General features: G+C 67.2%; 9 protein-coding genes and 2 pseudogenes. 9 read left to right on the forward strand and 2 right to left on the reverse strand.

What is annotated here, in order from left to right; genetic code table 11:
• Positions 1-23: 23 nt before the first annotated feature.
• The 4 genes from MMF94_RS40130 (at position 24) to MMF94_RS40145 (ending at position 5500) form a co-directional block, all read left to right on the forward strand.
• The gene (locus tag MMF94_RS40130) at positions 24-656 is read left to right on the forward strand and encodes a LysE family translocator (RefSeq protein ID WP_241042736.1); all 633 of its coding nucleotides are present in this window, start codon (positions 24-26) and stop codon (positions 654-656) included.
• Between the two features lie 196 nt (positions 657-852).
• A complete protein-coding gene (locus MMF94_RS40135; RefSeq protein ID WP_277398948.1) occupies positions 853-2730 on the forward strand; it encodes an AMP-binding protein in 1878 nt (625 codons plus the stop codon).
• Positions 2731-2840: 110 nt separating this feature from the next.
• A complete protein-coding gene (locus MMF94_RS40140; RefSeq protein ID WP_241042737.1) occupies positions 2841-3701 on the forward strand; it encodes an oxidoreductase in 861 nt (286 codons plus the stop codon).
• 134 nt (positions 3702-3835) lie between these two features.
• Positions 3836-5500 (forward strand): acyl-CoA dehydrogenase family protein, encoded by a 1665-nt coding sequence (locus MMF94_RS40145; RefSeq protein ID WP_241042738.1) that lies wholly within the window; start codon positions 3836-3838, stop codon positions 5498-5500.
• Between the two features lie 219 nt (positions 5501-5719).
• On the opposite strand, the gene MMF94_RS40150 is transcribed toward MMF94_RS40145, so the two are convergent.
• On the reverse strand, positions 5720-7120 hold the full coding sequence (locus tag MMF94_RS40150) for an APC family permease (protein ID WP_241042739.1): 1401 nt from the start codon (positions 7118-7120) through the stop codon (positions 5720-5722).
• Complete coding sequence (locus tag MMF94_RS40155) at positions 7113-8042, reverse strand: proline iminopeptidase-family hydrolase (RefSeq protein WP_241042740.1); 930 nt, start codon at positions 8040-8042, stop codon at positions 7113-7115. Before MMF94_RS40155 ends, MMF94_RS40150 begins: the two co-directional genes overlap by 8 nt.
• A gap of 1077 nt (positions 8043-9119) precedes the next feature.
• On the opposite strand from MMF94_RS40155, the gene MMF94_RS40160 reads away from it, so the two are divergent.
• The 5 genes and pseudogenes from MMF94_RS40160 to MMF94_RS40175 all read left to right on the forward strand — a co-directional run.
• On the forward strand, positions 9120-9869 hold the full coding sequence (locus tag MMF94_RS40160) for a carbonic anhydrase family protein (RefSeq protein WP_241042741.1): 750 nt from the start codon (positions 9120-9122) through the stop codon (positions 9867-9869).
• A 304-nt stretch (positions 9870-10173) separates the two neighbouring features.
• Positions 10174-10344 (forward strand): annotated as a pseudogene (locus MMF94_RS43925) (LLM class flavin-dependent oxidoreductase); the annotation flags it as partial.
• Positions 10345-10366: 22 nt separating this feature from the next.
• On the forward strand, positions 10367-10567 hold the full coding sequence (locus MMF94_RS40165; RefSeq protein ID WP_241042742.1) for a hypothetical protein: 201 nt from the start codon (positions 10367-10369) through the stop codon (positions 10565-10567).
• Positions 10568-10627: 60 nt separating this feature from the next.
• A complete protein-coding gene (locus MMF94_RS40170) occupies positions 10628-11260 on the forward strand; it encodes a pyridoxamine 5'-phosphate oxidase family protein (RefSeq protein WP_241042743.1) in 633 nt (210 codons plus the stop codon).
• 97 nt (positions 11261-11357) lie between these two features.
• A pseudogene (locus tag MMF94_RS40175) lies at positions 11358-11786 on the forward strand (MFS transporter); the annotation flags it as partial.
• Positions 11787-12091: the final 305 nt, after the last annotated feature.

A 12091-nucleotide genomic window follows, 5' to 3' on the forward strand; every position in this document is an offset into this window, starting at 1 on the left:
CCTCAGGTCATCGGGATCTGTGGATGGAGATGCACGTCATGGCGGTCGGGACGGTCGTCGCGTTCTGGGGAGTGTCGTTCCTGCTGGTGCTGACACCGGGTGCCGACTGGGCGTACGCGATCGGGGCCGGACTACGGGACCGCACGGTGCTGCCCGCCGTGGGTGGGCTGCTCGCCGGCTACGTGGTGCTGACGGTTGTGGTGGCGGCCGGGGTCGCCGCACTGGTGGCCCGCTCACCGCTGATGCTGACGGTGCTGACAGTGGTGGGTGCGGGGTACCTGATGTGGCTGGGTGTCACGGCAATCGCACGTCCGTCAGGTCCGGCGACCGCTGCTGAGTCCGCGCCTGATCTGTGGGTGTGGCGGGCGGTGAAAGGGGCAGGGATCAGCGGACTGAACCCCAAGGCGTTGTTGCTGTTCGTGGCATTGCTGCCACAGTTCACGGACCCGGCCGCCGGCTGGTCGCTCGGGATGCAGATCGTGTTGCTGGGGTTGGTGCACACCCTCAGTTGTGCCGTGGTCTACACGGGAGTGGGCACGGGTGCCCGGCTCGTGCTTCGCGCGCGGCCCGGGGCGGCGCGAACGGTCTCCCGCATCTCCGGCGCCGCGATGGTCGCGATCGGTGCTGTGCTGATGGTGGAACAGATCATCGGATAGCCCGGTGGCCGAGGTGCGTCACTGCCGGGCCGAGAGCCGGTTCTTGATCGCGGTCAGTCGGTTCATCCACTACTCGCATTGCTTGTATCGCCGGCGCACGGCCCCTGCCTGACCTTGACGAACTCGCGCCACCTGGGCGTGGGCGTCTGTGCCCGCGGCGACGGAGTCATGTGTTGACGACGATCGGAGCAGAGAAGTGATCAACTACCGCACCACGTTCCGCGCAAGCCTCGATTGGCCGGAGGCATTCTGGACCGCGGCCGCAGAAGAGATCGACTGGTATCGGGCTCCGACCCGGGTGCTCGACTCGTCGAACCCGCCCCACTACCGCTGGTTTCCTGACGGCGAGCTCAACACCTGCTACAACGCGCTGGACCGGCATATCGAGGCCGGTCGCGGCGACTGCGATGCGTTGATCTACGACAGCCCTGTCACCGCGACGAAGACCACCTACAGCTACGTCCGCCTGCGGCACGACGTCGCCCGGTTCGCCGGCGTCCTGACCGGACTCGGGGTCACCCGCGGCGATCGGGTCGTGATCTACATGCCGACGGTTCCCGAGGCGGCGATCGCCATGCTCGCGTGTGCGCGGATCGGGGCCGTGCATTCCGTGGTGTTCGGCGGGTTCGCCGCCAACGAACTGGCCATCAGAATCGACGATGCGACCCCGAAAGTGGTCGTCGCAGCCTCGTGCGGGATCGAAGGCAAGCGGATCATCGAGTACAAGCCGCTCCTCGACCGAGCCGTCGAGCAAGCCCACCACAAGCCGGACTTCTGTGTGATCCTGCAGCGTCCCCAGGCCGTCGCCGAGATGGGGGAGCGGGACGTCGACTGGTCCGACGCGATTGCGGCGGCCACCCCCGCCGCCTGCGTGCCCGTGGCCAGCACCGACCCGCTCTACATCCTCTACACCTCGGGAACGACCGGGAAGCCCAAGGGCGTGGTCCGTGACAACGGCGGCCACGCCGTCGCTCTGTGCTGGACGATGAACAACGTCTACGACGTCGCCCCCAGGGACGTCATGTTCAGCGCCTCCGACGTCGGCTGGGTCGCCGGGCACTCCTACATCGTCTACGCGCCTCTGCTCGTCGGTGCGACCACCGTGCTCTACGAAGGCAAACCCGTGGGCACTCCCGATCCCGGACAGCTCTGGCGGGTTGTCGCCGAGCACGGCGTGCGAACGATGTTCACGGCCCCGTCCGCGCTGCGAGTGATCAGGAAGGAAGACCCGGCTGGTGCGTTCCTCGCCGACCACGACATCTCCAGAATGAGGTACCTGTTCCTCGGGGGCGAACGGCTCGACCCCGCGACACTGCGCTGGGCGCAGGACCTGCTCGGGATCCCGGTGGTCGATCACTGGTGGCAGACCGAGACAGGCTGGCCTGTCGCGGCGAACCTGATGGGCCTCGAGCCCATGCCGATCAAGCCTGGGTCCCCGACCGTTCCGGTTCCCGGTTGGGACATCGGTGTACTCGACGCCGACGGCCGCGCCGTCGCACCCGGAGTCGACGGCGCGCTCGTGGTGAAGCTCCCGCTGCCGCCCGGGTCCCTGACGACGCTGTGGAACGACGACGACCGCTTCGTCTCCTCCTACCTGTCTCGCTACACCGGCTACTACCTCACCGGGGACGGGGGCCACATCGACAAGGACGGCTACGTGTTCGTCATGGGCCGCATCGACGACGTCATCAACGTCGCAGGCCATCGGCTCTCGACGGGAGCGATGGAGGAGGCACTCGCCGGGCATCCGGCCGTCGCCGAGTGCGCAGTCATCGGGGTGGCGGACCCGATCAAGGGGCAGATCCCACGCGGATTCGTCGTCCTCAAAGATGATGTCGACGCCGATGAGACTGACCTGTCGGCAGAGCTGGTCCAACGGGTCCGCACGCAGATCGGTGCCGTCGCGGCCCTCAGAGACATCGCGATCGTGCCCGGACTGCCCAAGACCCGCTCCGGAAAGATCCTGCGCCAGACCATGCGCGCAATCGCCGATGGTGCGGATTCTCCGGCCCCCTCGACCATCGACGACGTGAGCGTCCTCGACGCCATCCGCCCCATCCTGCGGCGCGGCTGAGATCTCTGGCAGACAGCAACCACGCTGACCATTGGAGGAGTTCTCACACGGTTCCGGGAAATGATTTTGATTTGTTGTTGGCTGATCGACGCAGGAGGACAGAGCGGACGATGAGGACTTGGTTGATCACGGGAGGGACCTCCGGCTTCGGCCGGGCGTATGCCGAGGCGGTCCTGGCGAAGGGTGATCAGGTGGTGCTGACGGCGCGGAGGGTCGAGCAGCTCGGCGGGTGGGCACAGGATCACGGAGAGCAGGCGCTGGTCGTGCCACTCGACGTCACCGATCCGGCCCAGGTCACCGACGCGGTCGCTGCCGCTCACGGCCGGTTCGGTGCGGTCGACGTGGTGGTCAACAACGCCGGAGGCGGCTCGCACGGAGCTGTTGAGGACACGGACGAGGCGGAGATCAGGGCGACGTTCGAGGCCAACTTCTTCGGGACGGTCAGGGTCATCCGCGCGGTTCTGCCCGGGATGCGAGCCCGTCGCAGCGGTTGCATCGTGAACATCTCGTCGGTCGGTGGCCTGCGCGCTTTTCCGGGAGTGGGCTACTACAACGCGGCCAAGTTCGCCGTCGAGGGGCTCTCGGAGTCGCTGCGTCAGGAGGTGGAGCCGCTGGGGATCAAGGTTCTGGTGGTCGAGCCCGGAGCGTTCCGCACCAGGTCCGACAGCGCCGGCTATTCGGATTCCGCCATCCCGGTGATCGAGGACTACGCCGGCACCGTGGGTGTACTGCGTGACGCGCTCGTCGCCATGAACGGCAGGCAGCCCGGTGACCCTCGACGGGCCGCCCAGGCCGTCGTCCAGGCTGTGGTGGGCGGCAACCCGCCACACCGTCTCGTGCTGGGAAACCTCGGGTTCGAGCAGGTCACCGGGAAGCTCGAGGCGATGCTGGCCGAGATCCGGGCCTGGGAACCCGTCTCCCGCAGCGCGGACTTCCCCGACAGCACACACACGCCAGGCGCCTACGTCTGACCGGCGACGTGCCAGGACCCCTGCGAGTTCGACCCGGACGCCACCGCTGCGCCGCCTGCGTCCCACGCCAACCTCGGACCGACCGTCAGAACCGATCCATCGCTCACCGCGGTGAGTGATCACGTGGAGGCAACATGACCATCACCAGTGAGAACGCTGCGACCGACCCCGCCGACTTCACCCGGCAGCGCCCGATCCCGGACAACCTGGTTCCGGATCTGAACGACGTGAACGCCTTCACCCACGACAAGCTCGCCTCCGAGCTCGTCCGGCAGTACGCCCCTTGGGCCTGGGCGCGAGCCGTGAGCCTCGGCTCGCGGGTATGGGATCTCCGGGTTCTCAAAGCGGCACGCGACGCGCAGCGGTACGTCCCTGAGTTACGGACCCTGGACCGGCTCGGCGACGAGGTCTACGACGTCGAGTTCCACCCCGCCTACCACGAGCTGATGTCGCTGGGCTTCGGCTCCGGCGTGCACTCGCTGGCGTGGACCGCGAATCAGCCAGGTGCGCACTCGGCCCGCGCTGTGCTGTCCTACCTGTGGAACCAGATCGACGGCTCGACCGCCTGCCCGATCGGCATGGCGTACGCATCGATCCCGGTCCTGCGTAGCCAGCCCGAGCTGGCGCCGTGGGCCGAGGCGATCGCGACGGAGGGCTACGACCCGGCGGACGTGCCGATCCAGCAGAAGTCCGCCGGCACGATCGGCTACTTCATGACCGAGAAACACGGCGGCTCCGATCTGCGGGCCAACGTCACCGTCGCGCGCCCGCTCGCCCGCCGCGGCCCGGGTGAGATTTACCTGGTCAACGGCCACAAGTGGTTCGCGTCGGTGCCGATGTCGGATGCGTACCTGACCGTCGCCCAGACCGAAGGCGGGGTGTCCTGCCTTCTGGTTCCGCGCCGACGTCCCGACGGCAGTCTCAACGGGATCACGATCAACCGGCTCAAGGACAAGCTGGGCAACAAGGCGAACGCCTCCTCGGAGATCGAGTACCGCGATGCCCTCGCCGTCCTCGTCGGCGAGGAGGGCAGGGGTGTGCGGACGATCCTGTCCTCGGCCGAGTACACGCGGCTGGACTTCGCCGTCGGCTCCGCCGGTCTGATGCGGGCGGCTCTGTCGCAGTGCCTGCACTACAACGACAATCGCTTCGCGTTCGGCGCCCCGCTGTCGCAGCTGCCGATCCAGGCGCCCGTGCTGGCCGACCTCGCGCTGGAATGGGCCGGGGCCGCTCACCTCGGGTTCCGCGTGGCCCGCGCCGAGGACCACCAGGACGACGTGTCCGAGAAGCTGGTCAGCCGTCTGCTGACCCCGGTGGCGAAGTTCTGGAACTGCCGGCGCGTATCGAGCGTGACCGAGGAGGTCATCCAGTCCATCGGCGGTAACGCCTACATCGAGGAGCACCCCTGCCCCCGCTACTACCGGGAGGCACCGCTGAACGCGATCTGGGAGGGCACCTCGAACATGATGGTGATGGACGTCGGACGCGTCCTCACCCGCGAGCCGAAGGCGATCGAGCCGGTGCTCGACGACATCCGCCCTGTCGCGGCCGAGTACCCGTTGCTGGCCGACGTCCTCGCCGAGATCGAGGAACTCGTGATGGCGCCCGAGGACACCACCCGCTATGTGGTGACCCGAATTGCGCTCGCGGTGCAGGCGGCGCTACTCGTCCAGCACGCGCCCACGGTCGTAGCCGACGCGTTCGTCACCTCACGGCTGGGGACCGGTTGGGGACCTGGATACGGCACGCTGCGCGACGTCGACTTCGAGGCCGTCATCGACTTCGCTCGGCTCGGCTGATCGACAGCTACGTTCCGCATTCATCGACGACAATATCTCGATAAATTCTTTCCACCCCGAATGGTGCTGGCTACGGTGTGTTTGCTCGGCACATGGGCCGCTGCATCGAGGAAAAGATTCAGCGCTCGACCGATGGGGGTGCCGAGATCAAATCCATCTACCCGCCGCCGACCGCTCAGCGCATGTCTCCTCGACCGCCGCACTGATCCACGAGCATTGTCAACGCTCGACCACGAGTCGTCCGCTGAAGCGGAAGTAGACGGCGATCAGAATGCCGATGATCAGCCAGCCGACGCCGACGACCTTGGCATTCGTGTCGGCGCTCCAGAGTGCGTAGAGCAGCACCGCGGTGCCGATGACCGGGGAGATCCAGTGGACGAGCACCTTGCGGCTGCGGCCGCGGACGCCGAAGTGCACGAGTACCGCGATGTGCAGCAGGATGTAGGCGGTCAGCGCGCCGAAGGTCACCAGCGTCGTCAGTACTTCTTCCTCCTGGGTGCCGGCGATTCCGATCACCAGCGACAGCAGGGCGATGAACAGCATCGCGTTGCGCGGCACTCCGTTCGCGCTCACCGTCGACAGGAACCGGGGAAGTTGCCGGTCGCGGGCCATGCTGAACACCAGCCGGGACGACGTCGCCTGTGAGGCGATCGAGTTGGCGAAGATCGCGATCAGGGCCGAGGTGAGCGTGACCAGCACCTTGAACCAGCCCCCGACGACCCGGCCGGCGAGGTCGTAGAAGGCGCTGCTGGTGGCGTCCCCGTCGGGGAAGGTGGTGCCCTGCGGGACGTAGATCGCGGCCAGATACACCTGCAGCACGAACAGAATCGTCACAGCCACCAGCACGATCATGGTCGCCTTCGCCACGGCGCGGCCCCCGCCGCGGGCTTCCTCGTTCAGCGTCGAGATCGCGTCGAATCCGATGAAGGTGAATGCGGCGATCGGGATGGCGCCGAACACGATGCTCCACGAGAACCGGTCCGGGTCGAAAAACGGCCACAGCACCAGGTGGGCCCGTAGTTGGACGAGGTCGGACAGCACCCAGACCACGAAGATGGCGAGCACGACGAGCTGGATGAGGAGGAACACCTTGTTCATCGTCGCGGTGACGGCCATCCCGCCGAGGTTGATGCCGGCCGCGAGCACCACGAAGACGATGATCCAGGCCCAGGCGGGCACCGCGGACCACAGACTGACCATTGCGGCGGCCGAGAACACCGACGCCAACGCCGGCAACAGCAGGTAGTCCAGGAGGATCGCCCAGCCGGCGAGAAATCCCACGAAGCTGTTGAGCCCCAGCCGCACATAGGAGTAGACCGACCCGGCAATGGGATAGTGCAGCGCCATCTCGCGGTAGGACAGGCCGCTGAACATCATCGCGACCGCGGCGACCACGAAGACCAGCCCCACCATGCCCGCGGAGGAATTGAAGATGAGCCCGAACACCGCAAGCGGCGCGATCGGCACCATGTAGATCAGCCCGTAGACGACCACGTCGGCCAGCGACATCGTCCGGCGCAGCTCCTGCCGGTAGCCGAACTCCTCCAGCGTGGGCGCGCCGGGTTGCTGCGCGGAGCCGGTGGCTCCGGGGCCCGGGCCGGGGTGGCCGGGCTCAGTCATGCCGGCGGAGGAACGCGCCCACGACGCGGGTGAACTCCGCCGGCGTCTCGAGGTGCGGGATGTGGCTCGCGCCGGCGAACTCGTGGTGGCGAACGTCCCTGATGCGCTCCACGAACGGTGCCCACGCCTGGGGGCGTGCCTCGTCGTGCTCCCCGCTCAGCACGAGGGTCGGGGCGCCCACGCCGTCGAGACGGTCGACGATGGACCAGCCGACGAGCGTGCCGGTGATCGTGAACTCGCTGGGTCCGAACATGGTGCCGTAGACGGTCGGGTCGTTCTCCACATTCGCGAAGCTGTCCTGCAGGTCCTGGGGCCACGGATCCAGCCGGCAGATGTGCTGTCGGTAGAACTGATCCACCACGGAGAGGTATTCGGCACTGTCCGTCGTGCCGGCCCGCTCCTGCTCGGCGATGAGCTCCTGGGTCTCACGCGGCATCGCACGCAGCAGCTCATTGATGCCCTGCGCGAACAGCGGCATCGATGCCAACCCGTTGGCCAGGGTCATGCTCCGCACCCCGTCGGGGTGCCTCAGCACGTACTCCGGTGCGAGCATCGCGCCCCACGAGTGTCCGAGCAGGTGGAACCCGTCGAGGAGCCCTAGCCGCTCCACGAGGTTGCGAAGCTCGTCGACGAACAGCTCGACGGTCCAGAACTGCGCCGGCGCGTCGGGCAGGTGGCTGCTGTTGCCGCAGCCGAGCTGGTCGTAGTGCACCACGCGGCGCCCGTCGTGCCCGAGGGCTCCTATGGCGAGCGTGTAGTTGTGCGCCATGCCGGGGCCGCCGTGCAGGACCACGACCGGAAGGCGGTCGTCATTCGGCTCTGCGGGATGAAACATCCGCACCCACGTCCAGTGGTCACCGAACGGAAGCGTCGATGTCTCGACACGCCCGGGGACCGCAGCGTCGTCGGCGGTCGATTCCATTCTCGAATCCACGACGGTGACTGAAACACGGAAACGACCGGTTATCAACGCCTTTGAATATGAGTTTTTTGAATGGCGCCCACCGTGGTCGCCCTCGACACCACGGCCGGGAGACCTGGTTGCCGTCGTGTTCGAATCCTCGCCGAGCGCACCGACCTCCCTCTCGATACTGCATGTTCGAATTGCGGCGAATTCGCCCGGTGTGTCGCATCGTTCCCATCTGATACCGCGATTCTGATCGCCGCGTGTGCGCACTGCCTGCGGCTCGGGCGACGCTCGCCTGGTTTCCGGGGATAAAATCGAAATGTCAGCTGATCCGAGTATGTACTCCGTGTGGAGAACTCGCGTCTTGTCCTGAAAGTGGCGCTGCCCGCCGTGGTCGGGTGCCCGTCAGTGATGATCCGGTCAATCGGCGCGCGGTCGGAATCAATCGATGATCAACCGGAAATCGGCTTACAGTAGACGTGATCGCCACGTATCCTGGAAGGGTCTCGTGCCGGGCGAGGACGGTGAAAGGGGCAACGGTCGACAATAGGGCTGAACACCCGAGATCACGGCAACGAATAGGAGCAGCGTGATCCGGGCGCGTTGTGGCCCTGCAGTGCCGACCCGTCCCGGCGGAGCGGCGGACGATGAGGAGTTCCACCTCCCTGTGACCGAGGTGTGGGTGCGCGGATGACATCGATGAAGATTGACCGGATACGGCGACTGCCTCGACAGAAGGACGTGCTACGCGCCAATCTGAGACCGAGCACGACCACCGCTGATATCGCCCCTGCGGTCCATCCGTAGGCGCTCTGGCATCTCCCACTGCGTCCGCGTCGGCGACGCGACGCACGTGGCTCGATTCGCTGTCCGACCGTCGGATCGGACTGCCGTCTTCACGTGAGCACCGCTCCCACGGCCGTGGCCCGGTTCGCCGAGGCCATGGGCGTACTCACGCTGCGATACCTGACGGACATGGACCGCTTGCACCCTGTTCGCGGAGCACACCGCCACCGTCATCCGCGTCGCGAAATCGGAAAGGCATCGCTCGGAGGCGAACCCGGGCGTGCTTCGAAAGCTGGAGGAAAAAACGTGATCCACTCCCGACGGTCGTTCTTGATCGGTGTGCCCATCGTGGCCGCGGCGACGGTGGTGGCGACGTCCACATCGGCGATCGCCGCCCCGTCCCACCAGAGCCCGATCGCCATCCGGTCCCGATCCGCTGTGGATGACCCCGAGCTCCCCGAACTCGTCATCGACTACCCCGACCACGTCGACCTGCACGTCCACTACGTCCGGCACGACATGGACAACCCCGCCGGCTGCACCATCCGCGGCCCCGAGGAAACCATCCAAGCCGACGTCCCCGCGGGCACCGCCGCTGTACGCATCGCCGGCGTGCGCTACGAGTTGCTGCAATTCCACTTCCACACCCGCTCCGAGCACGTACTGGATGGCCACCACTACTCCCTCGAACAGCACTACGTCCACCGTGGACCACATGGCCAGACCCTCGTCATCGCGCTCTTCCTCACCCACGGCGGACGCGGCGGCACCCCCCAGGACGCGGTACTGCACACCCTTCCCCAGGAGTGCGGCAACGACCGCGATATCGCCGTCAACCTCGAGAAATCACTGCCCGGCGACCTGTCCACATTCCGCTACGACGGCTCACTGACCACCGCGCCCTACACCGAAGGCGTCTCGTGGCTGATCCTGCGCCGGCACCACGCCGTCACCGACGCCAGCGTCAACGGCTTCGAGAAACTCTTCCCCAAAGGCAACGCACGCAAGCTGCAACCGCTGAACAACCGAACCGTGCGCTACCGCCGGCAGCGCTAGCCCAGCCCGGCGACCCACGGCAGAGCCGGTCACATCGACTACGTGCGCTTCGGGTGGGGTGCGCCGATTACTGCGCACAGATGGTCGGGTTCGAATCCAGCCGTCCCGACAGGACGATGGGCGGCTCCTTACGTCTGCGTCTGGGGAGCCGCCCACGTCCACGGATCGTCTCTTTTGCGTCTATGTTGACGCGTCAGTGTCGTGATGCTGCAAGTAATGGTTCAGCGAATGCGGCACGACGCACTGCGGGCCACCGAGAAGATGATCATGCTCGACGCCCTGTCCGAGGGTCGCGCTGTTCGGAATCGGTCGCGGCCTCTCCCGCAAGCAGTACGTGCCTCTCCGCGTGGACATGGGGGAGTCACGCGACCGCTTCGACGAGGCCGCCGCGATGATCCTTCGCGCGCTCGAAACCAGGGTCATCGCAGGCGGCGGACCCTTCTACACGCAGCCTGAGGTCGAGCTCCGTCCGCGTCCCGAGTCCTCCTTCGCGGATCGTGGCGAACTCGCCGGACTCCGTCCGCTCGGCCGTGGCGGCGAAGGCCAGGCTGCTGGCCCTCGTCACCGGTCCGATCGAGGACGGCATGGCGGGCGAGCACTTCGAGGGCATCAGTCGCTACGCCCGGCACGACGAGCAGGCCCGCCGGCTCCGCGAGTTCGTGCTGGAGAACACCTCCGCCCGCTACGCAACCTCTTGACAGGCGAGGCCGCTCTTCCTAACCTCTGAATATATATTTGGTGGTTATAAGGGAGCGATCATGGCCCTCAGGTTCGCCGAGTTGCTGTTCACTCGGGCCGTCCGCGCTGCGCAGGCTCGATACGGCGGCAGGGCGGACCGCCTGCTCACCGCCGCCGATCCGCGCGACCGGCTCGGGCCCGACGAGGTGGAGTTCCTTCAGACTCGCGACGGGTTCCACCTCGCCACGGTCGGCGAGACGGGCTGGCCGTACGTGCAGTTCCGTGGAGGGCCGCCCGGGTTCCTGCAGGTGCTCGACGAGCGCACCATCGCCTGGGCTGACTTCCGAGGCAACCGCCAGTACGTGAGCACCGGCAACCTCGATCCGGCAGGGGAGGCGCGGGTGGCGATCATCGCCATGGACCACGCCCGGCAACTGCGTATCAAGCTGCTCGGGACCGCGCAGATCATCGATGCCGACGCCGACCCCGAGCTCGCGGCGCGGGTGACCGTGCCTGGTTACCGCGCGGTCGTGGAGCGGATCGTGGTGGTGACGCTCGCGGCATTCGACTGGAACTGCCCGCAGCACATCACGCCCCGATACACCGCCGAGGAACTGCAGGACGTCATGGCTCCGCTGGTGGCGGAGCTGGAGCAACTGCGTGCCGAGAACGCCCGGCTCCGCTCCGCCGACCCGCGGGTCAGGGCAGGCTGAGGATCTCGACGCGGCGCGTGCGGGCAGCCTGGCAGGCGTCGAGCGGTCCTTCAGCCAGAGGTCGTTCGGCGCGCACCCGCTCGGCGGTTGGGCGCCCATGGCCGCTCGGCGTCGCCTGCGGCGAGCCGGCCAGACCACAGCCACCGAGCTCAGCCGACGCCGACGATTCCTGGTTCTCGCGATCTGTTGCGCCAGCGTGCTCGTCGTGGTCATGGACATCTCCATCGTCAACGTCGCGCTGCCGGTGATCCGTCACGATCTGCGCGCCTCGGTGTCCGGCCTGCAGTGGACGGTCGACGCGTACACGCTGGTGCCGGCCGGCTTCCTGGTGCTGGCCGGTTCCATCGCCGATCGGATCGGCCGACGGCGAATCCCCTAGGTCGGACTCGCCGCGTTCGGGCTCGGTTCATTGCTGTGCGGCCTGGCGCCGAGCATCGACTGGCTGATCGCGGCGCGTGCCCGGCGGGCCGTCGGTGGATCGATGCTCAACCCGGTGGCAGTGGCGTTCGTCGCCACCACGTTCCCGGGATCCTTGCCCTGCGGTTGCTCAGCACCGGGCGCTGGGCCTCAGCCACGGCTTTGCGGGCCGCAACATTGTTCGACGGCGTGGACAACGGCGCAGCGGCGGCCCGGGCACGCGGCGGCGGTGTCCACGCCTGCGGGAACTGTTGAGCGTGATCCGCCGTGGACCACATGGTCTGCGGGACGTGGCGGACGGACCTATCCTCGGTGTTTCGCTGTACCCGCGCCCGCACTCAGCAGGGCCGCGTGACGGCCGGCGACCGGTTCGTGCCTGACATGCCGAGCCGGGTGACGAACCGATCGCCGGCG

This window comes from Pseudonocardia alaniniphila, from assembly GCF_022524485.1.
GTDB lineage: Bacteria > Actinomycetota > Actinomycetes > Mycobacteriales > Pseudonocardiaceae > Pseudonocardia > Pseudonocardia alaniniphila.

Coding starts and splice junctions, on each gene's coding strand:
- MMF94_RS40140 (WP_241042737.1), top strand. CDS start 2,841: ATGAGGACTTGGTTGATCACGGGAGGGACCTCCGGCTTCGGCCGGGCG.
- MMF94_RS40170 (WP_241042743.1), top strand. CDS start 10,628: ATGGCCCTCAGGTTCGCCGAGTTGCTGTTCACTCGGGCCGTCCGCGCT.
- MMF94_RS40130 (WP_241042736.1), top strand. CDS start 24: ATGGAGATGCACGTCATGGCGGTCGGGACGGTCGTCGCGTTCTGGGGA.
- MMF94_RS40150 (WP_241042739.1), bottom strand. CDS start 7,120: ATGACTGAGCCCGGCCACCCCGGCCCGGGCCCCGGAGCCACCGGCTCC.
- MMF94_RS40155 (WP_241042740.1), bottom strand. CDS start 8,042: ATGGAATCGACCGCCGACGACGCTGCGGTCCCCGGGCGTGTCGAGACA.
- MMF94_RS40145 (WP_241042738.1), top strand. CDS start 3,836: ATGACCATCACCAGTGAGAACGCTGCGACCGACCCCGCCGACTTCACC.